The following is a 22,844-nucleotide window of genomic DNA, read 5'->3' on the forward strand; positions in this document are numbered from 1 at the left end:
GAGTTTCGTCGAAACCAAACGAATAAAACCTGCCTCACCGGTCCAAGCAACATTTATCCACTTGAACTTTTTGAATTTTGGAGATCCACATGTTTGCAATCCCTGAGCAGTTCTCGAATGCTACCAAAGCCAACCTCGAATCGCAGTTCGCGCTGTTCTCGTCGCTGACCGCCAAGACCTTCGAAGGCATGGAAAAGCTGGTCGAGCTGAACATCAACGCCGCCCGCACTTCCCTGGAATCGTCGCAGAACGTCACCCGTGCCCTGCTGAGCGCAAAAGACCCACAAGAATTCTTCTCGGTCACCACCTCGCAAGCCCAGCCGACCGCCGAAAAGGCCATGTCGTACAGCCGCGAACTGGCGTCGATCGCCAGCGGCACCGGCGCCGAGTTCTCGAAAGTCGCCGAGACCCAGATCGTCGAAACCAACCGCAAGGTCATCGCCCTGGTCGACGAAGTGAGCAAGAACGCCCCTGCCGGTTCGGAGAACTTCGTCGCCGCCGTCAAGACCGCGATCAGCAACGCCAACGCCGGCTACGAGCAGTTCAGCAAAACCAGCAAGCAGGCTGCTGAAGCCATCGAAAACAACGTGAGCGCCGCCGTGAACCAGTTTTCGGCAACTGCTCGCAAGGCGACCGCCACCGCGACAGGCGCAGCCGCCGCCTAAGCTTCGCTTGGTCAAAAAATAAAAAGCCGGAACGGCGACGTTCCGGCTTTTTTGCGTTAACGCTGTAGCGGCTATTCGCCGAGGTAGGCCGCCTGCACCCGCGGGTCGTTGAGCATCTCGCCCGCATTGCCGGTCATGGTCACCAGCCCCGATTCCATCACATATCCGCGGTGCGCCGCCTGCAGCGCCAGTTTTGCATTCTGCTCGACCAGCAGGATCGTGATCCCTTGCCGCGACACGTCGCGGATCACCTCGAAGATCTTTTCGACCATGATCGGCGACAGGCCCATCGAGGGTTCATCGAGCAGCAGCAGGGTCGGATGGCTCATCAAGGCGCGCGCCATGGCCAGCATCTGCTGCTCGCCGCCCGACAGGGTACCGGCCAGCTGGGTAGAGCGCTCCTTCAGGCGCGGGAACACGCCGTACCACTTCTCGATGTCGGCCGCGATCCCCGCCGCGTCGTCGCGCGTGAAAGCGCCCATCTGCAGGTTCTCGTGGATCGTCATGCGGGTGAACACGCCCCGCCCTTCCGGCACCATGGCCAGCTTCTGCTGCACCATGCGGAAGGACTGGGTCCCCTTGAGCGACTTGCCCAGGTAGGCGATCTCGCCCTCGACCTTGCAGGCCGGGAGGGTGCCGGTGATCGCCTTCAGGGTGGTAGTCTTGCCGGCGCCGTTGGCGCCGATGAGCGTGACCAGCTCGCTCTTGTTCACTTCCAGGTCCACGCCCTTGACCGCCTTGATGCCGCCGTAGGCGACCTTCAGGCCGGACACTTTCAGGATGTTGTCGTTCATCGTCATGTATGGGCTCCGCCCAGGTAAGCCTTGATCACGGCCTCGTTCTTCTGGATCTCGGAGGGCAGGCCTTCCGCGATCTGCTTGCCGTATTCGAGCACCGTCATGCGGTCGCACAGGCCCATCATCAGCTTGACGTCGTGTTCGATCAGCAGCACGGTCTTGCCCTGCGCCTTGATTTTCACCAGCAGCTCGCGCAGGCCCAGTTTTTCGGTGGCGTTCATGCCGGCCGCCGGTTCGTCCAGCGCCAGCAGCTGCGGGTCGGTCGCGAGCGCACGCGCGATTTCCAGTCGCCGCTGGTCGCCGTAGGACAGGTACTTGGCGGTGCGGTTGGCAAATTCGCCGATGCCCACGAAATCGAGCAGCTCCTGGGCGCGCGCGCGGATCGCCGCTTCCTCGATGCGCGCGGCCTTGTGGCGCAAGATCGCGCCCAGCACACCCTGGCGGGTGCGCACGTGGCGGCCCACCATCACGTTTTCGAGCGCGCTCATTTCGCCGAACAGGCGGATGTTCTGGAAGGTACGCGCGATGCCGGCCCTGGCCACCTCGTGCGGGGCCGAAGGCGAATAGGGTTTGCCGCCCAGTTCGAACGTGCCGCTGTCGGGCTGGTACAGGCCCGTGATCACGTTGAAGAAGGTGGTCTTGCCGGCGCCGTTCGGGCCGATCAGGCCATAGATCTGCCCGCGCTCGATGCGGATGCCGACGTCGGTCAGGGCCTGCAGGCCGCCGAAGCGCTTGTTCACGCCGGCGATGTTGAGAATCAGCTCGCTCATGCCTTGGCCCCCTCCTCTTCGTCGCGCGCCAGCGCCGCATTCGGGCGCTCTTCCTTGTTCGGCGACGGCCACAGGCCGGCCGGGTTGACCAGCATGATCAGCACCAGCGCCAGCCCGTACAGCAGCTGGCGCAGCACCTCGGCCTCGATCACGACGGTACCGAACAGCGCCTGCTGCGCCGGCTCCACCACGTGGCGCAGCACTTCCGGCAGGGCCGCCAGCAGCACGCCGCCCAGCACCACGCCGGGAATGTGGCCGATCCCGCCCAGCACCACCATCGCCAGCACGGCGATCGATTCGGTCAGCGAGAACGATTCGGGCGACACGAAACCCTGGAAGGCGCCGAACATGGCGCCGGCTACGCCACCAAAACTCGCACCCATGGCAAAGGCCAGCAGCTTGACGTTGCGGGTATTGATGCCCATCGCCTTGGCCGCGATCTCGTCTTCGCGGATCGCCACCCAGGCCCGGCCCAGGCGCGAGTGCTGCAGGCGCGAGGTGATGAAGATGGTCGCGATGGTCAGCGCCAGGAACAGGAAGTAATACGCGTTCACCGAGGGCATGGAAAAGCCCTTGAAGTGCACGGTGGCCTGCGAGCCGGCTTCGCCTGCCAGCGACACCCCGAACACGCGGATCGGGTCGATCATGTTGATCCCCTGCGGCCCGTTGGTGAAGTTGATCGGGTCGTTCAGGTTGTTCATGAAGATGCGGATGATCTCGCCGAAACCGAGCGTCACGATGGCCAGGTAGTCGCCACGCAGCTTCAGGGTCGGGGCGCCCAGCAGCGCGCCGAACAGCCCGGCCACGATCGCAGCCAGCGGCACGATGGCCCACACCGACAGGTGGATGCCGTTCTGCTGGATCTCCGGTCCGAAGAAGCTCACCAATGCCTCGCCCAGCGCGGGAGAATAATAGATGACCGATTCGAGCAGGGCCGCGAACTGGGGCGAGGAGAACAGGCCGACCAGGTAGGCGCCGACGGCGAAGAAGGCGATATAGCCCAGGTCGAGCAGGCCGGCGAAACCGACCACGATGTTCAGGCCCAGCGCCAGCATGATGTAGAGCAGCGCGATGTCGATGATGCGTACCCAGGAGTTGCCGAACTGGGAAGCGACAAACGGGAAGACCAGCATCAGCACCAGCACGATGGCCATGCTTGCACGCGCCTGGCGCGGCTTGTGCTGGAGATCGAAAGTCAGGAGTGCCATGGTGCGTTCTCCTTTATGCGCGGTCGGCCACGCGCTCGCCCATGATGCCGGACGGGCGCAGGGTGAGCACGAGGATCAGCACGACGAAGGCGAAGATGTCCTGGTAGTGGCTGCCCAGGAAGCCGCCGGTCAGGTCGCCGATGTAGCCGGCGCCCAGCGCTTCGATAATGCCCAGCAGGATGCCGCCGATCATGGCGCCGTAAATATTCCCGATCCCGCCCAGCACGGCGGCGCAGAAGGCCTTCATCCCCGGCAGCACGCCCATGGTGAAGGTGATCGAGGCGTAGTTCGCGCCCCACATCACGCCGGCCACCGCCGCCAGCGCGGCGCCGATGGCGAAGGTGGCGACGATCACGCGGTTCGAGTCCACGCCCATCAGGCCGGCCACGCGCGGGTTCTCGGCCACGGCGCGCATCGCGCGGCCCATCCGGGTGCGTTCGACCAGCAGCACCAGGCCGACCATCGCGATGGCCGCCAGCACCAGCAGCAGCACCTGGGTCTGCGAAATGAGCGCGCCGCCGATGTTGATCGGCTCGGGCGAGAGCAGCTGCGGGAAAGGCAGCGGGCTGCGGCCCCAGATCATCATGGCGAAGGTCTGCAGCAGGATCGACACGCCGATCGCGGTGATGAGCGGGGCCAGGCGCGGCGCATTGCGCAGGCGGCGGTAGGCGACGCGCTCGATCAGGATATTGACCAGCATGGCCACGGGGATCGCGCCGAGGATGGCGATGGCCAGTTGCAGGTAGCCCGGCAGGCCGGGGGCATACGCGTCCAGCAGCTTGAGCAGGCTCAGGCCGACCATGGCGCCGATCATCAATACATCGCCGTGGGCGAAGTTGATCAGGTTGAGCACCCCGTACACCATGGTGTAGCCCAGCGCCACCAGGGCATACATGCTGCCCAGTACCAGGCCATTGAGTAGTTGTTGGATGAAGGTTTCCATCGTTCCGCTTGTCTAGTTTCCAAATTCCGGCCCAGCCAATGAAAAGCGGCACTCCGGGAAACCCGCAGTGCCGCTCATGGCCGTGCTATCGCATGCTTGCCTTGTCTATGACGACGATTCCGAGCGCCGTCATCATAACTTGGCAATGTGAAAACCGACACCCGAAAAGCGCGGTTGCGAAAAATTATCCCTGCGCCGGCCGCGCCCCGTCCAGGCCCTTCGGCAGCGGGAACACCACGTTTTCTTCCACGCCCTCGAGCGCGCGCACGCTGGCCGCGCCGAGTTGCTTGAGGCGGTCGATCACGGCCTGCACCAGCACTTCCGGGGCCGAGGCGCCGGCCGTGACGCCGATGCGCTTCTTGCCTGCGATCCACAGCGGATCGATGGCGGCGGCGTTATCGATCATATAGGCCGGGGTGCCCATCTTGTCGGCCACCTCGCGCAGGCGGTTCGAGTTCGAGCTGTTCGGGCTGCCCACGACGATCACCACTTCCACCTGGGGCGCGAGGAACTTCACGGCTTCCTGGCGGTTGGTGGTGGCGTAGCAGATGTCGCCCTTCTTCGGCTCGATGATGTTCGGGAAGCGCGCCTTGAGGGCCTGGATGATGTCTTCGGTGTCGTCCACCGACAGCGTGGTCTGCGAGACATAGGCCAGGTGGTCCGGGTTGTTCACCACCAGGGTCGCGACGTCTTCCACCGTCTCGACCAGGTGCATGCCTTCTTCGGCCTGGCCCATCGTGCCTTCGACTTCGGGGTGGCCGTCGTGGCCGATCATGATGATCTCGCAGCCCTGCTTGCGCATCTTGGCCACTTCGACGTGGACCTTGGTCACCAGCGGGCAGGTCGCGTCGAAAATGGTCAGGCCGCGCGATTCGGCTTCCAGGCGCACGGCTTTCGACACGCCGTGGGCCGAGAACACCAGCGTATTGCCGGCCGGGACGTCGTCGAGGCTTTCGATGAAGATCGCGCCCTTGTTGCGCAGGTCTTCGACCACGTAGGCGTTGTGCACGATCTCGTGGCGCACATAGATCGGGGCGCCGAACTGGCGCAGTGCGCGCTCGACGATTTCGATGGCGCGGTCCACGCCGGCGCAGAAGCCGCGCGGCTGGGCTAGCAGAATTTCGTTTTCCATGGAGGGTCCTGTTTTACAACACCGAAATCAGTTTCACTTCGAACTGCAGGGCCTGGCCGGCCAGCGGGTGGTTGAAGTCGAACAGCGCCGAGGTCTCGTGCATTTCCAGCAGCATGCCGGCGAAGCGGCCGCCCTTGGGCGCGTTGAACTCGATCAGCTCGCCGACCTTGTAGTCGGCGTCCGGCACCGAATTCTCTGCCAGCAAGGCCTTCGACACCGACTGGATCAGCTCGGGATTGCGCTCGCCGAAGGCGTCCGCCGCGCTCAGCTCGAAAGTCTGGTGCACGCCTTCCGCCAGGCCGATCAGGCGTTGCTCGAGGAACGGCGCCAACTGTCCCTGGCCCAGCATCAAGGTGGCCGGGTTGCCTGCAAAGGTAGTGATCAGATCAGTACCGTCGGCAGTGGCAAGCCGATAATGCAGGGTCAGGTAGGAAGCGTCGTTGACGACAGCAGCGGATGGGGACGACGGGACGTTGGACATGTTCGTTTGTGGTAACAGGCAGGCCTGTTGCAGGCAAACCGCTATTTTACCGCTAGTCAGGCATGGCCGGGCTTTGGCGCCGCAGGCCGCCCTCTTTTATGGCAAGGATCAGACATGGGAATTTGTGATTGGCCGGAACAGCAACGCCCGCGCGAACGCCTGATGCGCGCCGGCGCGGGTGCGCTGTCGGATACCGAACTGCTGGCGATCTTCCTGCGCGTGGGCGTGGCGGGCAAGAGCGCCGTGGCGCTGGCGCGCGACATGCTCGACCATTTCGGCTCGCTGCACCGGCTGCTGCACGCCAGCGCCGGCGAGTTCGGGCAATTGCATGGCCTGGGCCCGGCCAAGTACGCCCAGCTGCAGGCCGCCGTCGAGCTCACGCGCCGTGCGGTGGCCGAGAACTTCGAGCGCAAGGCCTTGTGCTCGCCGGACGCGGTGCGCGACTACCTGCGCAACCAGTTCGCCCTGCAGCCCTACGAATCCTTCCTGGTGCTGTTTGTCGACGTGAAGAACCGCCTGATCAATTACGAAGAAATGTTTCGCGGCACGCTGACGCATACCAGCGTCTATCCACGCGAGGTGGTCAAGGCCGCCCTGCGGCGCAATGCCGCGGCCGTCATCCTGGCGCATAACCACCCTTCCGGCGTGCCCGAGCCGAGCGAGGCCGACCTGCGCCTGACGGCAAGCCTAGTGCAGGCCCTGGGCCTGGTCGATATCCGGGTGCTGGACCATTTTGTGGTGGCCGGCACACAGGTGCATTCCTTTGCCGAGCATGGACAGTTGTAAACAGTTTACGGCGTGTAAACAGGGCCTTAGCTCACTCGACGGCAATTGTTAAATGTGTGAACTAAGCTAAGACACAATTGTTTTCTGCAAGTGATTGATTTGGCGTTGGTTTTCGCGCTATACTCTCGTTTTTCCAGTCCGGAATATTATTTAAGGAGTGCACTATGGCACGTGTCTGCCAAGTTACCGGCAAGGGTGTGATGGTTGGCAACAACGTCTCCCACGCTAACAACAAAACCAAGCGTCGCTTCCTGCCTAACCTGCAGAACCGTCGCATCTATGTGGAATCGGAAAACCGCTGGGTCTCCCTGCGTTTGTCCAACGCCGGTCTGCGCGTGATCGACAAGCTCGGCATCGATGTCGTGCTGGCCGACATGCGTGCCCGTGGCGAAAAAGTTTAATTAGGGAGCTATCATGGCAAAAACTGGCCGCGACAAAATCAAGCTGGAATCGACCGCAGGTACCGGTCACTTCTACACCACCACCAAGAACAAGCGCACGATGCCGGCGAAAATGGAAATCACCAAATTCGACCCTAAGGCACGCAAGCACGTGATCTACAAGGAAACCAAGATCAAGTAATCGATCTTGCTTCTCCCGAAAAGCCGCCCGCCTCAAACGGGCGGCTTTTTTATTTGTACGGTTGGCAAAAAACTGCGGGCAGTGGCGGCGCCCCTTGGTAGTGAATGCTCACCAGCCCCTGCTGCCGTGTCGGCTCAAGGCCAGGGTCCAGGTGATGACAGTGCACCGCGCCTTTGCAGGGCCGTAAAAAAAGCTCCCGAAGGAGCTTTTTTCATATGCAGCTTGCGGCTTGTTACGCGTAGCTGCGCAGGCGCAGCGAGAACTCCTGCAGCGACTTGATGCCCGAGGCTTCGGCGCGTGCGCACCAGTCCTGCAGTTGCTGCAGCAGCTGGTCGCGGGTCGCGTGCGAACGCTCCCAGATCGCGCCCAGTTCCACGCGCATCTGGTGCATGGTTTCCAGCGGCTTGCTGTGCTCGAAGAGCTCGACCAGCTGCTGCTTCTGCGACGATTCCAGCTTGCCCGGCTCGCGCTGCATCAGCTTGCGCGAGCTCTTCAGGAAACGGGTTTCCAGCTCGGCCTTGTGCTTCAGGTGCTCGAATTCCTCGCGGAAGGCATAACGCACCGACTTGGCATACTTCGCCATCACGTCGTAGCGGTTCGCGATCACCGACTGCAGGGTGTCGAGGTCGGCCACCAGCTTGTCCTTGGCGAACTCCGGCTTCGGCGCAACCTTCTTCACCTTGGCCAGGCGCAGTGTTTCCAGGATGCGGATATAACCCCAGCCCAGGTCGAACTCGTACCACTTGCTCGACAGCTTGGCCGAAGTGGCAAAGGTGTGGTGGTTATTGTGCAGCTCTTCGCCACCGATCAGGATACCGAACGGGATGATATTGGTTGCCGCATCGCTGCAGTCGTAGTTGCGGTAGCCCCAGTAGTGGCCGATGCCGTTGATGATGCCGGCGGCCGTGATCGGGATCCACATCATCTGCACGGCCCAGACCGAAATACCGACGATGCCGAACAGCGCAACGTTAATAAACAGCATCAACACCACGCCCATGGCGCTGTGCTTGGTGTACAGGTTGCGTTCGATCCAGTCGTCCGGCGTACCGTGGCCATACTTCTCCATGGTTTCCTTGACCTTGCTCTCGGCGCGGTACAGCTCGGCGCCTTCGAACAGTACCTTGCGGATGCCGCGGGTCTGCGGGCTGTGCGGATCTTCTTCGGTATCGCATTTGGCGTGGTGCTTGCGATGGATCGAGGCCCATTCCTTGGTGACCTGGCCCGTGGTCAGCCACAGCCAGAAGCGGAAGAAATGGCTCGGGATCGCGTGCAGTTCCAGCGCGCGGTGCGCCTGGTGGCGGTGCAGGTAGATCGTCACGGCGGCGATCGTGATGTGCGTCAGCCCCAGCGTAGCAAAGAACACTTGCCATCCGGTGAAGTCAAGCAGGCCGGTGGACATGAACTGCAGCACGGCTTGCACGGGTTCGCTACTAAAGAAATCCATTGAGTCTCCAAGAAATTGCCTGAGCCACCTTGACGCGGCAGCCTGCAAGCGCTCATTTTACGCGGTTCTAGTGATGCACGGCACGCGTGGGTGCCTTAATTCACTTTAAACCGGGCTGCGCGCCACAACCGATGTGATATGCGCATCGAGTAAGCGGGTATCGATGGACGGATGACCAAGTTTGATCGTGCCGGCTTGCACTAATGCATAGATTTTCTGGTTCACGTCCGAAATCGGGCCGCCCTGCCCGTTTTCCGGGTCGCCCAGCCAGAAGCCGACTTCCAGCTCGTAACCGTCGGCCCCGAAGGCATTGAGCAGCACGTTCGGCGCCGGTTCTTCGAGCACGCGGGCGACGCCGCGCGGCTGCGCTTCGAGCAGCGGCATGATGGTCGCCAGGTCGCTGTCATAGGACACCGTCAGCTTGGTGGTCGCGCGCACGTTGCGGTTGAAGCCGGACTGATTCAGGACGACGCCCGTGATCAGCATCTCGTTCGGCAACAGGGTCTGGGTGCCGTCGGCGCCGCGCAGCACGGTATAGCGCGTATTGATCCGCGCGACCTTGCCCGAGTATTTGTCGATGGTGATCGGGTCGCCGATGGTCAGGCTGCGTTCCAGCAGGATGATGAAGCCGGACACATAGTTACTCGCAATACGCTGCATGCCCAGGCCGAGACCCACGCCCAGGGCGCCGCCGAACACCGACAGCACGGTCAGGTCGAGGCCCGCCAGCGACAGGCTGAACAGTACCGCAACGAGGATCAGCACGGCGCGGCTCATGTGCGCCAGCACCACTTTCAGCGAGCTGTGCATGCGGTCGACGCGCATCAGTCGCTCTTCCAGCGCGGCGCCGGCCCACAGCGCCAGCATCATCAGCACCACGATCGAAACGACGCCTTCGACCAGGTCCGCCAGCTTCAGGTGATATTTGCCAATCGGCAAATATTTGTTCTCGAGGAAGCGGATCACGTCCGGCAGCACGCCGGTGATATGCAGCGCGACGCCCAGCCAGACGACCAGTGCGAAGATTTTTTCGAAGGTTTGCAGCGCTTCGCCCAGCTGCCCGCGCCGTGCGAACACGCGGCGCAGCAGGTAGAAGAAGGTGCGGATGACCGCCAGCGACGAGGCCAGCGGCACCGCGATGTTCAGCAGGTGCACGCTCTGGTAGCCTGCCATGGCGGCGCGCGCGGCCACCAGGAAGCCGAGGATCAGGAGCGGCGACAGCACGCGGCCGAAGCTGCCCATGCCGACGCCGATCAGGCCGGTATGCTGGTGATTCTGCAGCCACGAGCGGTGGATCAGCCGCGCCAAACCCCAGCCGGCAAGCACGCACAGGACGATGGCAAGCGCCTGCCACAGGATGGCAGGCTTGGGGATGTCGCCGAGCAGGTCGGCCAGCAATTGCTGGAGCGGCATGCCCGCGGCCTCAGGCGTCTGGGCTGCCGGTTGCCTCGTCGGCCGCTTCTTCCGCGTCCGCGTCGGCCTTTTCTACCGGCGCCGCCTTGGCCTTGGCCTTGCGCTCCAGCACGGCAGCAAAGAAGCCGTCGGTCTGGTGCTTGTGCGGCAGCATCTTGAGGTAGTCGCCCATCTCGAGCGGGATCTTCTGCTCGGCCAGCACCTTGCTCATCGGGACCAGCTCGAAGTCCGGGTGGCTGCCCAGGAATTGCTCGACGATGAAGTCGTTCTCTTCGTCCAGCAGGCTGCAGGTGGCGTACACCAGGCGGCCGCCGCTCTTAAGCAGGCGCGCCGCGCCGTCCAGGATCGCGGCCTGCTTTTCCTGCATCTCGCCGATGGCTTCAGGGCGCTGGCGCCATTTCACGTCCGGATTGCGGCGCAGGGTGCCCATGCCGCTGCAGGGTGCGTCGACCAGCACGCGGTCGATCTTGCCGGCCAGGCGCTTGATCTTGGCGTCGCGCTCGTGCGCGATCAACACCGGATGCACGTTCGACAGCCCGCTGCGCGCCATGCGCGGCTTCAGCTTGGCCAGGCGTTTCTCGGACACGTCGAAGGCGTACAGGCGGCCGGTATTGCGCATGGTCGCGCCCAGCGCCAGCGTCTTGCCGCCGGCGCCGGCGCAGAAGTCCACTACCATCTCGCCGCGGCGCGCACCGACGATCTGGGACAGCACCTGGCTGCCCTCGTCCTGCACTTCGATGGCGCCGTCCTTGAACAGCGGCAGGTTTTGCAGCGCAGGCTTTTTCAGCACGCGCAGGCCGAGTGGTGCGTAAGGCATCGGCTCGGCGGCGATCGGCGCCTTGGCCAGCTCGGCCATGACATCGTCGCGGTTGGACTTGATCGAATTCACGCGCAGGTCAAGCGGCGCCGGCGTGTTGAGTGCGGCAGCCAGTTCGAGGGTTTCCTGCTCGCCGTACTGGGCGACGAACTTGTCGTACAGCCAGGTCGGCAGGTTGGCCTGCATCTGAGGCGGCAACAGGCTGCGGTCGACTTCCTTGATGCGGGTCAGGAAATGGGTTTCGTCTTCGCTCAGGCCGCCGAGGGCATCGATGCCCGCGGTTTCAGCCAGGCCCAGCAAGGCCAGCTTGCGCATCGACGGGGTATTGCCGGCGCCGGCGAAATCGGTGAAGAAGGATTTATTACGCAGCACCGCATAAACGGCTTCGGCAATGACGCCGCGCTCGCGACCGCCGAAACGCGGGTGGTCCTTGAAGTAACGCGACAGGGTGACGTCGGCCGGCGACATAAAGCGCAGGACCTCGCGCAATACTTCTTCCGTATTGCCGAGGATTGCTGGTGGCAATCTCATGAATTTCCTTGGTTAAATGCTTGTGGTTTCGGCGGGCGCTTGCCTTGCAATGCGCACTTCGCCGTCAATAATACTGAGCCTGTCTTCGACGAACAGGCGCACCGCTCGGGGATACAACTTGTGCTCTTCGACGAGCACGCGGGCGGACAGCGTGTCTTCGGTGTCGTCCGGCAGCACCGGCACGCGTGCCTGCGCCACCACCGGGCCATGATCGAGCTCGGCCGTGACAAAATGGACGGTCGCGCCATGCTCGGTTTCACCGGCATCGATCGCCTGCTGGTGCGTGCCCAGCCCCGGGAACAAGGGCAACAGCGACGGATGGATGTTCAGCATGCGCCCTTCGTAATGCGCCACAAAAGGCGCAGTCAGGATGCGCATGAAGCCGGCGAGCACCACGAGGTCGGGAGTGAAGCGATCGATCGTTTCCTGCAGCGCCGCGTCGAACTCGGCGCGGCTGGCGAAATCCTTGTTGGCCACGACGGCAGTCGGGATGCCGCGGGACTGGGCAAATGCCAGCCCTTTTGCTTCCGGTTTATTGCTGATCACCGCCGCAATACGGGCCGGCCACCCTTCGTTTTCCGCTGCACGCACGACCGCTTCCATGTTGCTGCCGCGGCCGGAAATGAGGATCACAATATTTTTCATACCCCGCATTGTACCGTAAGGCAGGGGGGCAACCCCGGGAACCGGGGGAGGCGCCGGTCCTCAGGCCGGGATGGCGAACGAGTAGAATACTCGGAAAGGCACCTTCTTTTCGGCCCAGAACTCGGCCGCATCGCGGAAAACGTCGAGCAGGTTTTCGCGTGCTTCCTTGTCGAACTTCTGGGCGCTCGGCAGTTGTTCCAGCACCACAAGAAAGCCGGGCTGCGGGCCGGCTTCGGCGACCGTCTCGGTCAGGCATTTGCGCAGTGCGTCGAAATTCTTGCTGCAGGGCTTAGGAAAATAAAAGTTTTCGCCGATGCGCGAGCAGACCTGTTGTTTGGTCAAGGTATTGGCGCAATGTGCGTACAGGAAGTGCTGACCCAGGCGCACAGCCTCCTGCTGCAGCTCGACAACGCGGAAGGCGCGGATCGATTGCACAAGATTGGGCGGCACTCTCATCAACAAACTCATTTTTTCCTCAAGTTGACCAGGTCGGTAACATGTTCGCTCAAGCGTCACGCCGCGACGGTTGGCTTGCGTCGCTGTTCTCTCCTGCTTTCGTTTCCAAACGCCAATAAAAGTCCCTGATTTGTGTAAGGGTAACGTTTTGTGGTATTGGAAGCAACCCAAATGTGATTCCAGGAATCGACTTTGTAAGAATTGGTAGAAGCGAAGTCGGGCCTTTCGGCCTCGTCGCACACGTCCTCCCATTCTGGCGACGGGTAGAAATGCCTTATACCTCTGTTACATTTTGTTGCCATGCGGATCCGGCGCGTACAGCCAGCAGGATTACCATATGACGTATGAAAGTCCGGGGTCGCATCCCGCCGGACTCCTTGATTCCTACTATGAGGTAGCACATGAACATCCAAGCCAAACTGATGATTGCCGCCATGGGTTGTGCGGCACTGCCGCTGGCCCAGGCCCAGGGCACCGACTTCGAAGACTTCGGCCGCGTCGTGCGCGTCCAGCCGCGCGTGGAGCAGATCCGCATGCCGCGCCAGGAATGCCGTACCGATTACGTGCAGGTGCCGGTGCAGCAGCAGCGTGGCGCCGGCGGCGGCATCGTCGGCGGTATCGTCGGCGGCCTGCTCGGTAACCAGGTCGGCAGCGGCAGCGGCCGGGTGGCTGCCACGGCTGCAGGCGCCATTGCCGGCGCGATGGTCGGCGACCGTGCGGAAAACAACAACCGGCCGCAAGGCGTGCAGGAACAGGCCGTGCGCCAGTGCCGCGAGGTGGAAGCCTATGAATCGCGCACCAATGGCTACGACGTGACCTACGAATACCGCGGCCAGACCTATACTTCCCTGATGAGCCGCGACCCCGGCAACCGCGTGCGCCTGCGCGTTTCGGTCCAGCCGCTCGACGGGTATTGATTCCTGGCCGGCGCCCTTGCCGGCTTTGAATACTTCCTTCTGGGTTTCCGTGCTTGCGCTGCGGGAACCCCTCACCCGATAATAGGGCGATTCAACCAGGTCGCCCTATGCTCATCAAACGCAAATCCATCGAACAGGCCGAATCGTCGCGCCGCCCAGCGCGCAAGCCCAAGTTCGCCCCCGTCACCTTGTCCGAACAGGACGGCGTGCGTTACCTGCACTTCGGCACCGAATGGGTGCAAGGCGCCATGCGCCTGCGCAAACCCGACTGGCCGGAGCTCGAGTACGCCCAGCAGATGATGGCCTGGATGCTGTTCATCGAATCGCCGCGCGCCATCGCCCAACTGGGCCTGGGTGCTGGTACCTTGACCAAATTCTGCTATCGCCAGTTCCCGCAAGCGAGCGTCACTGCCGTCGAGCTCAATGAATCGGTGATCGGCATCTGCGCCTCGATGTTCAAGCTGCCGGACAACGACGAGCGCCTCGCGGTGTTGACGATGGATGCCATGGACTTCGTGCACGATCCCGCCAACCATGGCGCCTTCGATGTCCTGCAATGCGACCTGTACGACGCCACCGCCCGCGGCCCTGTGCTCGATACGCCGGAGTTCTACCAGGCCTGCAACGATTGTCTGGCCGAGGGTGGCATCATGACCGTCAACCTGTTTGGCGACCACCCCAGCTTTGCCAAGAACATCAAGGCCATGAAGTTCGCGTTCGACCACGTGATCTGCCTGCCGGAAGTCCATGACGGCAATGTCGTGGCGCTGTGCTTCCGCGACCGTCCACAACTGGACCAGGAAGCCCTGGCCGCACGCGCCGCGCAGATCGTGGCCGCCACCAAGCTGCCGGCCAAATCCTGGCTCAAGGGCATCTTCGCCGCCGACTGAACGTTTTGAACCGGGAGCCGCACGTGAATACGCAAGCCATCCCACCGAGCGCCAAGGCGCCGCGCCTGCGGGCACTGGACCTGCAGTCGATCTTCTCGTGGCTGCTGGCCGACGGCATCGTTACCAAGGAAGCCGTCAAGGCGCAGTTCGCCCAGGCCCAGGGCATCCTGAAAAATGCCGTCGGCTCCATGCACCCTCTCACGGCCGTGGCCCAGTGCAAGCTGGTGTCCGCCCAGGCGCCGCACCGGCTCCTGACGCTCGACGCGCTGACCGAATGGTGCGCGACCAAGGTTGGCCTGCCCTTCATCCGCATCGACCCCTTGAAAATCGATTTCACCAAGGTGGCGGACGTGATGTCGGCCAACTATGCGGCGCGCTTCAATATCCTGCCGGTGGAAATGAGTGGCTCGACCCTGGTCGTGGCCACCGCCGATCCGGCCAATATCGAATGGGAAGCCGAGATCACCAAGGTCTCGCGCCGCAAGATCGAACTGGTGCTGGCCAACCCGCTCGACATTTCCCAGTACATCTCGCAGTTCTTCAGCCTGGCCAAGACGATCCGCGATGCGAATCGCCACACCGGGCAAGACCTGGCAATGCGGAACAATTTCGAGCAGCTGGTCGAACTGGGCAAGTCGAACAAGCAGTTCGACGCGAATGACCAGCACATCGTCAATATCGTGGACTGGCTGTGGAGTTATGCCTTCGAACAGCGCGCCTCCGATATCCATCTGGAGCCGAAACGCGAATTCGCGGTCATCCGCTTCCGCATCGACGGCGTGCTGCACCAGGTCTACCAGGTGCCGGCGGTGGTCATGATTGCCATGACGGCGCGGATCAAGCTGCTGGGCCGGATGGATGTGATTGAAAAGCGCCGGCCGCAGGATGGCCGCATCAAGACACGTACGGCCGGCGGCCAGGAAGTGGAATTGCGTTTATCGACCTTGCCGACGGCCTTTGGCGAAAAGCTGGTGATGCGTATTTTCGATCCGGAGGTCGTGGTCAAGACCTTACCGGAGCTGGGATTCCCGCCCGATGATGCGCAGCGTTGGGATGCGCTCACCAGCCGGCCCCATGGGATCATCCTTGTTACCGGGCCGACTGGGTCGGGCAAGACCACGACCTTGTATACAACGCTCAAGGCGCTGGCGACGAGCGAAGTCAATGTCTGCACGGTGGAAGATCCGATCGAAATGGTGGAAGCGGCATTCAACCAGATGCAGGTGCAGCCCGGGATCGACTTGTCGTTTGCCGATGGCGTACGCGCGCTGATGCGGCAGGATCCGGACATCATCATGGTGGGCGAGATCCGCGATCTGCAGACCGCGGAAATGGCGATCCAGGCAGCGCTGACCGGGCACCTGGTGTTTTCGACGCTACATACGAACGATGCGCCGGCTGCGGTCGTGCGGCTGCTCGAGCTGGGTGTGCCGGACTATCTGCTGGAAGCGACCTTGATCGGTGTGATGGCGCAGCGCCTGGTACGCACCCTCTGCCCCGACTGCAAGGCGCCCGGCGGCGAGATCAGTGACGAAGTGTGGCAGGGCATTGGCGGGGCCTGGAATATTCCGAAGCCGGCTATCGTGTATCGGCCGATCGGGTGTCCGGAATGTCGCCAGACGGGGTATCGCGGCAGGGTGGGCATCTATGAACTGTTGACGGTCAGCGAAGGGTTTGCGCATATCGTGCGGGAATCGGGCGATATCCAGGAACTGCGCCGGCAGAGCGTGGCGGATGGGATGAAGCCCTTGCGGATTGCGGGGGCGATGAAGGTGGTCGAGGGCGTGACGACGGTGGACGAGGTGCTGAAGGTGACGGCGGCGCTGGCGTCTGGGTGAGTTGCTTACCTGACACTAGCGCAAATCGTAACGCCCGGCTATAATGCTGCCTCTTTCGGGTCGTTAGCTCAGCTGGTAGAGCAGCGGACTTTTAATCCGTTGGTCGCAGGTTCGAATCCCGCACGGCCTACCACGAATTTAGCAATAGCAAAAAAGGCGTTACGAGTGATCGTAGCGCCTTTTTTGTTTGCTACTAATCATGCAATAGGCGGCGGCCGTTTCGCTCTGCGTTGAAGATTCGGACCATCGGCCATGCCAAAATCGCGTAAGCAATCATGCAAGACTTTGTACATCGTCTACCTGATTTGTATTTTTTGCGAAACGCAGCTTTTGATCTCCTCCTACATAAACTACACGAGGGTCAGAAGGTAAGGAAGCATCTCTGGCGAATCCAGCTAACGAATCGTGAATGTATAGATCAAACAAAGCGATAACACTCTCGTCTTTTATGCCGCTGTTTCTATCGAATTCGTCTTCAAATGCTCTAAGCAAAACCCTATAGTGCGGCCTAAGATTTTCACGGCATGCGGTTAATCGAGTTTTGCCATCCTGCTTGTTTAAGGCAGCGCAAATCGACTTCACATCAGCCATTAACTGCTGATCATACAAATCCAACATTGCCTCAAGCTTTTCCATGTTAGGCACAGCATTTCTCTTGGCCTCTACCTTAAGCCGTTCATCACGCGCTTCCAAATATTGCTGGCGTGCCGATTTAATAGCAGACTGTTCCGACGTCGCATCCTTTGACTTTCCGACGGCCCCTGCCAATGGGTAACCGCCGGATTGCTGTGTTCGACTCAGAATTTCCAGCCTCTGCCTGGTTTCCGCTTCTATTTTTCCTAGTTTACGAACCTCTCCAGCCAGCATTCCCTCCTCGGCCCGATATTTGTTTTTATATTCCCGGAGAAGCTTTCTTTCATCACGCGAACCATTTATCTTTTTCTTTATTGATCTAAAACGCCAAGCGAAATAAAGCTCCTTATGCCGATTCATCAATTGACCAACTCCACTAACCGAGCCGATGACCTTCGAATAGTGATCATACACCTGACGCAAACCGTCACTAACTTCAAAATCCTGGACATTATATGACGAAATAATTGGCAAAAGCGGCACATTCTGGCGTATAGCATAGTCGTACATATGTCGCAGTGGGAGCAAACAGAAATTCTCTGACGGAAGTAGGGCTTTTGCGCCCTCTCCAGGTGCATACCCCCCGCCGACATCAGAGTGTGACCCTGGATAAATAGTTTCATAAAAATGCGGCGGCTTGATTATTCCAGCACTGCCCGCTATGCTGATACTGTCGACTGGGAACGAATTACGGATTTCATGTGCGGCAATAAAGTGCCGTACTTCCATTACCGTTTCATGTATGGCCATTCGACTACCCCAATCATCATGCCCCGCATGCTTGCCTGGCCCAGGATCGGCTCCTGCGCGTCCACCTGATGAGAACGCAAGCACCTGTGGACTCGTATCTGGATAATCATCCAAACGTTCGGCTATCATTCCAGCAACATCGCCCAACACCGGATTCACGATATCCATGTTATTGCCACTCATAGGCTGACCAACGGATGCAACCGTATCAAATAATCCCATGAATCGGAATTTGACGGGTGCGCCTGCACTTCGCAGTCGCCAAAGCCGACCCTGCAAAATACATCGAGTGCCCATCAACATATTAACAAAAGCACGGGCTAAGGCTGCCCCGCGACTGAAACCGAACACTGCGATATTAATTTCCTCAATTTCATTTAGCTTAGATTGTGATCTTGCGATTGGTTTTTCTAGCGCTTGATCAAATTGCTGTAATGCATATTTAAGTCGCGCCTCCCCCATTGCCCCAAAGGCATTCCCGGTTGCACTTCCGCCATTATCACCAATTTCTCTAAAGTAGGTTGCAATGCCAGGAATATAAAAGGAAAAAATTCCTGCAAGTGGATCGGTAGGCCTATGCACCCGATACAGGCGAGCAATGTTACTATGTTTTAACAAGTCTAAATCGGCATCTTTATTATTTCCGGTCCCATCGAAGAAGAACGTTAGCCACAAATTTTGCTTGCATGTCAAAGGTTTCTGCGCACTTAGATTCACGTCAGCGAGGGCTGCTCTGATGTTTTGCGCAACATTGTGACAAGTTGAAGGAGGAGACGGACTCGCACTTAGGTTTGTTTGACCAGCAGCTTCTCTTAATCCAAATTTCTCTGGGCGCAAAGCGAGCATTTTTGAGTCGCCCACAACAGCATTACTCTGGCTTTTTGCCATCTTTGCACCTCGGAAAGAGTGTTTGATTGGCACGACGATCGTCAGCCTTAACCAATGGCAAGGAAATTTCTTGTGTAAGCCGAACCGTTACGGCTGCATTTGAAAATATATGAGTCTCAATATAATTTGGATTCCCATTTGAAACGTCGTCTACACGAGCCAAAGCTTCTTTGAAATATAAATGGCGAATATTTTGATTAGCTCCCGTGATTCCATTTCGAAGCGTATACATGCATCCGCCCGCCTGCCATCTTACTTTTACACGATTTTTACGTGTTATTGCAGAAGGTTTAATGCAGCAGGTTATGCCGCTTCCACCACTGGTAATTGAGCTCAGACGAATATTCCCGCCTGCGATGCCGTTCACGGTATAACTTTCTATGTCGTTATTGGTATAGTTATAACCAACAATCCCCATAGATACTTCGTCGTCGCGCGCTTTTTGAAATGACGTATCCTCTCCATGAGCACACAAAGATGAGAAAAATAATGTTGCAGAAAAGACGAGGAAAAATCTTAACGGACATTTTATCCACCTCATAAATACGGCACCTTAAATTTAATCGTTTGCATATATCAAAGATCAACCTCAGCGTTCAACATATTCTATTATTATTTTTTGGATAGCTAATGATTCTTAGTCAATAGAGAATTAGCAGCATTACAAGCAATGTTCAGCAGTGACATTTCTCCTTCATTTCTCGCCATTTTTACCGACTTCATTACTTCAGTATATTGATCACGCGGTAGGATTGAATTCATTAACTCGGGAAATCTGCTATTCAGTATGCTCATGACTTGATCCGCCTCTGACTCCATTAGCAGTTTATCTTCCTGAGCTTGAGTGAGGCACATTGGCGCCTCCGCTTCAGAGTTTTGATTGAACGTATATTCTATAGATATCGTTTCACCGATGCGATTAACATACCCCCAATAATGAGCGATTCCAAAAAATGAGTTTTTCTGGGCTTCATTCAATGTTGTTACCAAGCCCTCAAGCACGCGAGGGTCGTAGTATCGCAGCATTGCTTGCACTCCCCCTGCAAGTGTAACTTCGAGGCGGGCAACCAACTTGGGAAATATGATTCCGAAATTTTCAGACGAAGAAAGCATCAAAATGGCTGAGCGATATTTACCCGCTTCATAAATCCATTCCGACATTCGCTTCGTCATATGTATCCGATGCTCACTTCCGACCAAAACAAGACTTGGTCCGGCATCTTGAGTGCTACGTTCGTGAGTATTTTTAAATAAACTTTCCCAGCGCAGCGTACTTGCCTCGAGCTGATTGCGAAGTCCTGGCAATCCGGCATGATCAAGTAGCAAATAGAAGTTGTCATTACAGCCTGACAATATCCGTTGCTGTACAATATTGTATAAATCCATATTAATTTTTAGCTCCGCAAGACAAAAGGTGCACCGACTGCCCTTGCTTTCAGTAAGCACTCAACGCATATGCTGCTCGGCAATTGCGGAAGTGCATAAGAAATGCTCCCTGCCGAAGAAAATTTCTTTTTGCCAGCATGAATCTTAATTTTGCCAGGGCACTGAACTAAGATCCTGCCCGCATTGATCGTGATATTCGCTCCACCTACCGTTCGCATGATGATATTTTTGTTAGCCGCAAAATCGATGTGGGCACTTGCACTGACAAGTTTCGATTCGTTTTTCCCACTTACTTTTAGCTCATCGGCCTGAGCCTGGATATCAACGCCGTCCTTGACAACTATAAATTGCAATCCAATGTTGGCGTCCGCAGGCTTCACTGCGCCTCCTACGACCCCAATCGCTTGCTTTGCTTGCAGCCGTAGTCGCGCACCAGTGATAACTTGCGTGTCGTGGCCGCTCATCAGGATGGTTGCTTCACCATTTGCCAACTCAACACTTTGTCCGGCGTTCGCAGTGAAGCCTGCCATTGCAGAAATCGCGATAACAGGGTTAGTCAAGATCGGAACTCTATCCGCGGTGCATTGTGTATCGTTCGCACTAGCGTCAGTCAACGCTGCATCAAGGTTTTTGGTAGTGGTCCTTCCTGACAGGGCAATGGATACGGCCCTGAGCGGTGCGGCTTTTATATTCAACGCGCATTCATTTGCGTTCGCGGCACCCAGATGTGCTGCTAACTCCACGGTTTGATGGGTTTTGGCAGCAGAGCTGAACACGCCCGCCATGACTACCGCTTGCTTCAACAAAGCCACCCCCGCAGCGTTTTCGCCTAGCGGATCGCGCGCCGCCGCGCTATGCGTGGTTTTGTAACTCGACACCAGCAACCCCGCCCCCGCCCGCACCGCCCCATACGCGTCCGTCCGCAGTTCCGCCCCCAGCCCCCGCACGCTTCCGCGATAATTATCGGCAGCGTGAATCAAGTGCCCCAGGTTCAGCTCGCTCCCGCCATGCGTACTCCTCAGCTGCACCCGCCCCTGCCCATCCGTATCGTCGAACAACAGCTGCGAATACCCATATCCCCCACCGAACTCCTTGCTACGTACCCCCCATTGCGCCGCCGCGTTCCGGTGCCCGGCACTATCCACCGACGCCCCGTGCCACACCGGGCTGTTCCCACCGGCGAGATTCCCCTGCCCCGAGGCCGCGTGATCATGTGCATTCCCGAAACAGGACAGGTCCACCTCCTTGTCGCACTGCCCACCCGGCGTGGGCAAGACACCACCCTCCCCCTGCCCGTTGTACAAGGCGCCCACAATCACCGGCCGGTCGATATCCCCCTCGAGGAACTGCACCAGCACTTCCTGCCCGATCCGCGGGAGGAACTGATGTCCCATTCCCCCACCAGCCGAACGCTGCGCCACGCGCACCCAGCAGCTCGCATCCCCGCTGTCCTGCCAATGAAACCGGATGCGAATCCGCCCCAGCCGGTCGCAATACAGCTCGTCCGCACCGCTTGGCTGATCGCTACCGTCAGCGCCAACGACAATCGCGCTCTGCGCGCCAAACGACGTCGGTTTCGCCGCCATGTGCCCGACGCTACCCGCCATAGACGGCCGCCAGATCAGGGACGAAGCAAGCGCCTCGAAACAATTCGCATAGCCCAGCTCGCGCGCCTGCTCAATCGCCAGCGCAAGCTCGGGAGTCACCTGCATGCGCGCCACCTCCTCCAGCAACTCTGGAATCGGCCCGAACAGCTCGGCGAGCGCATGCTGCGCCGCTGGCGGCATGTTGTTGAAGCCAATGCTGGTCACCCGCAGCACGGTGAACGTCGCCGACTCGCCCAATTGCTGCAGCGGCGCGCCGACGACCTCTACCCGCGTGCCGGCCCGCAAGGTGCGTACCGTGGAACGGCCCTGCCACAGCTGCCCGCGCGCCTCCTGCCCCTGCATCAGCAAGTCGGCGTAGCGCTGCGCCTGCTGCCAGTCGGCATAGGCGTACTGGCCGGGCACGTCGTAGGATTCGAGTTCCGGCAGCTTGCTGCCGCCGGGATAGTGGGAAGGCGAGCTCGCGCCCACTGCCTGCCTGGCCTTGTAGTCGATACTCAGTACCGTCGTCAGCGATGCATGCAGGCGCCGCTGCGCCGACAGTGCCTGGATGGTGTCGGACTCTTCCATGGCACGCGCGCCGTGAAAGCGAATGCCTGCATTCGCGGCGCTGGTGGCATCCATCGGAACGGTGGCGCTCTGGCTGCTGTCGGCAAACAGCACCAGGCCCGGGCCATCTTCGGTCTGCTCAACGCGCCACCCCAGGCCTTCCTCGGCCAGCAGTCTTTGTACAAAGGCGAGGTCCGACTCCCGGTACTGGCAGCAATAGCTGCGCGGCACGGCGTCCGACATGAAGGAGCTGGTGTCGTCGCTCCAGCGCCAGCGAGCCGATGGCAGGTAAGCGTCGAATACGGCATCCACGATCTCGATGACGCTCTTGTCTTGCCACACCCGGCTGTTGCGCACATGGTGCAAGCGCCATAGCCACGACGAGATCCTGAGCCGGTAGCGCGCCAGACCGCCATCGCTGCCAAGCATGGCGGCTTCGCAGATCTCGCCGGCGAAGCGCTCGCGGGTGCCGTCGGCCAGGCTCACTTCCAGCGCCGCCGATTGACCAAGCAGCGCCTCGATGTCGAAGCAGGCGTCGGTGGACAGCGCAATCACGTCGCGCGTGCCCACCTCCTGCAGCGCATCCTGGGCCACGAAGGCTTCAACCAGCAGGCGGGAATCGTCGTCACCAATCGCGAGTTCGTACAGCCGGCTTGCACTGCTAAATTCTGCCAACGCGGCAACAATCCGATCCGTCAGCGCAATGCCCATGACTG

At 59.7% G+C, this 22,844-nt stretch carries 22 protein-coding genes and 1 tRNA gene; 8 read left to right on the plus strand and 15 right to left on the minus strand.

Annotated elements, in window-relative coordinates; all coding sequences use genetic code 11:
- Positions 1-89 precede the first annotated feature (89 nt).
- The gene (locus tag AC3XQU_RS00370; RefSeq protein WP_489872146.1) at positions 90-665 is read left to right on the plus strand and encodes a phasin family protein; all 576 of its coding nucleotides are present in this window, start codon (positions 90-92) and stop codon (positions 663-665) included.
- Between the two features lie 71 nt (positions 666-736).
- Here the strand turns inward: AC3XQU_RS00370 and AC3XQU_RS00375 are convergent, their stop codons facing one another.
- The 6 genes from AC3XQU_RS00375 to AC3XQU_RS00400 form a co-directional block, all read right to left on the minus strand.
- On the minus strand, positions 737-1,459 hold the full coding sequence (locus AC3XQU_RS00375) for an ABC transporter ATP-binding protein (protein ID WP_489872720.1): 723 nt from the start codon (positions 1,457-1,459) through the stop codon (positions 737-739).
- 2 nt (positions 1,460-1,461) lie between these two features.
- Positions 1,462-2,232, minus strand: coding sequence for an ABC transporter ATP-binding protein (locus tag AC3XQU_RS00380; RefSeq protein ID WP_489872147.1), 771 nt, complete (start codon positions 2,230-2,232; stop codon positions 1,462-1,464).
- Positions 2,229-3,440: an ABC transporter permease subunit gene (locus tag AC3XQU_RS00385; protein WP_489872148.1), complete on the minus strand. Its 1,212-nt coding sequence runs from the start codon at positions 3,438-3,440 to the stop codon at positions 2,229-2,231. Before AC3XQU_RS00385 ends, AC3XQU_RS00380 begins: the two co-directional genes overlap by 4 nt.
- Before the next feature lie 13 nt (positions 3,441-3,453).
- Positions 3,454-4,383, minus strand: coding sequence for a branched-chain amino acid ABC transporter permease (locus AC3XQU_RS00390; RefSeq protein ID WP_489872149.1), 930 nt, complete (start codon positions 4,381-4,383; stop codon positions 3,454-3,456).
- Positions 4,384-4,567: 184 nt separating this feature from the next.
- Positions 4,568-5,515, minus strand: a complete 948-nt coding sequence (ispH, locus tag AC3XQU_RS00395; protein ID WP_489872150.1) for a 4-hydroxy-3-methylbut-2-enyl diphosphate reductase — start codon at positions 5,513-5,515, stop codon at positions 4,568-4,570.
- Positions 5,516-5,528: 13 nt separating this feature from the next.
- Positions 5,529-5,996, minus strand: coding sequence for an FKBP-type peptidyl-prolyl cis-trans isomerase (locus AC3XQU_RS00400; RefSeq protein WP_489872151.1), 468 nt, complete (start codon positions 5,994-5,996; stop codon positions 5,529-5,531).
- 114 nt (positions 5,997-6,110) lie between these two features.
- Between AC3XQU_RS00400 and radC the strand changes: the two genes are divergently transcribed.
- From radC to rpmG, 3 genes are all read left to right on the plus strand, one after another.
- Positions 6,111-6,782, plus strand: coding sequence for a RadC family protein (radC, locus tag AC3XQU_RS00405; protein WP_489872152.1), 672 nt, complete (start codon positions 6,111-6,113; stop codon positions 6,780-6,782).
- Positions 6,783-6,946: 164 nt separating this feature from the next.
- Positions 6,947-7,183 carry a 50S ribosomal protein L28 gene (gene rpmB / locus AC3XQU_RS00410; protein ID WP_123069134.1) on the plus strand — a complete coding sequence of 79 codons (237 nt, stop codon included), beginning with the start codon at positions 6,947-6,949 and terminating at the stop codon, positions 7,181-7,183.
- A gap of 13 nt (positions 7,184-7,196) precedes the next feature.
- The gene (gene rpmG / locus AC3XQU_RS00415; RefSeq protein WP_005665735.1) at positions 7,197-7,364 is read left to right on the plus strand and encodes a 50S ribosomal protein L33; all 168 of its coding nucleotides are present in this window, start codon (positions 7,197-7,199) and stop codon (positions 7,362-7,364) included.
- A 232-nt stretch (positions 7,365-7,596) separates the two neighbouring features.
- Here rpmG and AC3XQU_RS00420 read toward each other — a convergent pair whose 3' ends face one another.
- From AC3XQU_RS00420 to AC3XQU_RS00440, 5 genes are all read right to left on the minus strand, one after another.
- Complete coding sequence (locus tag AC3XQU_RS00420; protein WP_489872153.1) at positions 7,597-8,811, minus strand: DesA family fatty acid desaturase; 1,215 nt, start codon at positions 8,809-8,811, stop codon at positions 7,597-7,599.
- Between the two features lie 105 nt (positions 8,812-8,916).
- A complete protein-coding gene (locus AC3XQU_RS00425; RefSeq protein ID WP_489872154.1) occupies positions 8,917-10,224 on the minus strand; it encodes a mechanosensitive ion channel family protein in 1,308 nt (435 codons plus the stop codon).
- Positions 10,225-10,234: 10 nt separating this feature from the next.
- Positions 10,235-11,572: an RsmB/NOP family class I SAM-dependent RNA methyltransferase gene (locus tag AC3XQU_RS00430; protein ID WP_489872155.1), complete on the minus strand. Its 1,338-nt coding sequence runs from the start codon at positions 11,570-11,572 to the stop codon at positions 10,235-10,237.
- Between the two features lie 12 nt (positions 11,573-11,584).
- A complete protein-coding gene (purN, locus tag AC3XQU_RS00435) occupies positions 11,585-12,217 on the minus strand; it encodes a phosphoribosylglycinamide formyltransferase (protein ID WP_489872156.1) in 633 nt (210 codons plus the stop codon).
- 60 nt (positions 12,218-12,277) lie between these two features.
- Entirely contained in the window at positions 12,278-12,790 is a 513-nt protein-coding gene (locus AC3XQU_RS00440) for a barstar family protein (RefSeq protein WP_489872721.1), read from the minus strand.
- 284 nt (positions 12,791-13,074) lie between these two features.
- On the opposite strand from AC3XQU_RS00440, the gene AC3XQU_RS00445 reads away from it, so the two are divergent.
- The 4 genes from AC3XQU_RS00445 (at position 13,075) to AC3XQU_RS00460 (ending at position 16,451) form a co-directional block, all read left to right on the plus strand.
- A complete protein-coding gene (locus AC3XQU_RS00445) occupies positions 13,075-13,590 on the plus strand; it encodes a glycine zipper 2TM domain-containing protein (protein WP_489872157.1) in 516 nt (171 codons plus the stop codon).
- Between the two features lie 107 nt (positions 13,591-13,697).
- Positions 13,698-14,480 (plus strand): spermine/spermidine synthase domain-containing protein, encoded by a 783-nt coding sequence (locus AC3XQU_RS00450; RefSeq protein WP_489872158.1) that lies wholly within the window; start codon positions 13,698-13,700, stop codon positions 14,478-14,480.
- Between the two features lie 23 nt (positions 14,481-14,503).
- On the plus strand, positions 14,504-16,318 hold the full coding sequence (gene tfpB, locus AC3XQU_RS00455) for a type IV pilus assembly ATPase TfpB (RefSeq protein WP_489872159.1): 1,815 nt from the start codon (positions 14,504-14,506) through the stop codon (positions 16,316-16,318).
- A 57-nt stretch (positions 16,319-16,375) separates the two neighbouring features.
- Positions 16,376-16,451 (plus strand) — tRNA-Lys (locus AC3XQU_RS00460).
- 140 nt (positions 16,452-16,591) lie between these two features.
- On the opposite strand, the gene AC3XQU_RS00465 is transcribed toward AC3XQU_RS00460, so the two are convergent.
- From AC3XQU_RS00465 to AC3XQU_RS00480, 4 genes are all read right to left on the minus strand, one after another.
- Positions 16,592-18,589, minus strand: coding sequence for a T6SS phospholipase effector Tle1-like catalytic domain-containing protein (locus AC3XQU_RS00465; RefSeq protein WP_489872160.1), 1,998 nt, complete (start codon positions 18,587-18,589; stop codon positions 16,592-16,594).
- Entirely contained in the window at positions 18,570-19,130 is a 561-nt protein-coding gene (locus AC3XQU_RS00470) for a DUF3304 domain-containing protein (RefSeq protein ID WP_489872161.1), read from the minus strand. Before AC3XQU_RS00470 ends, AC3XQU_RS00465 begins: the two co-directional genes overlap by 20 nt.
- Positions 19,131-19,216: 86 nt before the next feature.
- A complete protein-coding gene (locus AC3XQU_RS00475; RefSeq protein WP_489872162.1) occupies positions 19,217-19,975 on the minus strand; it encodes a DUF4123 domain-containing protein in 759 nt (252 codons plus the stop codon).
- A gap of 8 nt (positions 19,976-19,983) precedes the next feature.
- Complete coding sequence (locus AC3XQU_RS00480; protein ID WP_489872163.1) at positions 19,984-22,839, minus strand: type VI secretion system Vgr family protein; 2,856 nt, start codon at positions 22,837-22,839, stop codon at positions 19,984-19,986.
- Positions 22,840-22,844 lie beyond the last annotated feature (5 nt).

It is taken from the genome of Telluria sp. AZSoR62, assembly GCF_058111565.1.

Bases quoted from the DNA above. Each gene is read 5' to 3' on its own strand.
- radC (WP_489872152.1), top strand. From the start codon at position 6,111: ATGGGAATTTGTGATTGGCCGGAACAGCAACGCCCGCGCGAACGCCTG.
- AC3XQU_RS00475 (WP_489872162.1), bottom strand. From the start codon at position 19,975: ATGGATTTATACAATATTGTACAGCAACGGATATTGTCAGGCTGTAAT.
- AC3XQU_RS00375 (WP_489872720.1), bottom strand. From the start codon at position 1,459: ATGAACGACAACATCCTGAAAGTGTCCGGCCTGAAGGTCGCCTACGGC.
- AC3XQU_RS00400 (WP_489872151.1), bottom strand. From the start codon at position 5,996: ATGTCCAACGTCCCGTCGTCCCCATCCGCTGCTGTCGTCAACGACGCT.
- AC3XQU_RS00430 (WP_489872155.1), bottom strand. From the start codon at position 11,572: ATGAGATTGCCACCAGCAATCCTCGGCAATACGGAAGAAGTATTGCGC.
- rpmG (WP_005665735.1), top strand. From the start codon at position 7,197: ATGGCAAAAACTGGCCGCGACAAAATCAAGCTGGAATCGACCGCAGGT.
- AC3XQU_RS00390 (WP_489872149.1), bottom strand. From the start codon at position 4,383: ATGGAAACCTTCATCCAACAACTACTCAATGGCCTGGTACTGGGCAGC.
- AC3XQU_RS00445 (WP_489872157.1), top strand. From the start codon at position 13,075: ATGAACATCCAAGCCAAACTGATGATTGCCGCCATGGGTTGTGCGGCA.
- purN (WP_489872156.1), bottom strand. From the start codon at position 12,217: ATGAAAAATATTGTGATCCTCATTTCCGGCCGCGGCAGCAACATGGAA.
- AC3XQU_RS00380 (WP_489872147.1), bottom strand. From the start codon at position 2,232: ATGAGCGAGCTGATTCTCAACATCGCCGGCGTGAACAAGCGCTTCGGC.
- AC3XQU_RS00470 (WP_489872161.1), bottom strand. From the start codon at position 19,130: ATGAGGTGGATAAAATGTCCGTTAAGATTTTTCCTCGTCTTTTCTGCA.
- AC3XQU_RS00480 (WP_489872163.1), bottom strand. From the start codon at position 22,839: ATGGGCATTGCGCTGACGGATCGGATTGTTGCCGCGTTGGCAGAATTT.
- AC3XQU_RS00465 (WP_489872160.1), bottom strand. From the start codon at position 18,589: ATGGCAAAAAGCCAGAGTAATGCTGTTGTGGGCGACTCAAAAATGCTC.
- AC3XQU_RS00420 (WP_489872153.1), bottom strand. From the start codon at position 8,811: ATGGATTTCTTTAGTAGCGAACCCGTGCAAGCCGTGCTGCAGTTCATG.
- rpmB (WP_123069134.1), top strand. From the start codon at position 6,947: ATGGCACGTGTCTGCCAAGTTACCGGCAAGGGTGTGATGGTTGGCAAC.
- ispH (WP_489872150.1), bottom strand. From the start codon at position 5,515: ATGGAAAACGAAATTCTGCTAGCCCAGCCGCGCGGCTTCTGCGCCGGC.
- AC3XQU_RS00370 (WP_489872146.1), top strand. From the start codon at position 90: ATGTTTGCAATCCCTGAGCAGTTCTCGAATGCTACCAAAGCCAACCTC.
- AC3XQU_RS00450 (WP_489872158.1), top strand. From the start codon at position 13,698: ATGCTCATCAAACGCAAATCCATCGAACAGGCCGAATCGTCGCGCCGC.
- AC3XQU_RS00385 (WP_489872148.1), bottom strand. From the start codon at position 3,440: ATGGCACTCCTGACTTTCGATCTCCAGCACAAGCCGCGCCAGGCGCGT.
- AC3XQU_RS00425 (WP_489872154.1), bottom strand. From the start codon at position 10,224: ATGCCGCTCCAGCAATTGCTGGCCGACCTGCTCGGCGACATCCCCAAG.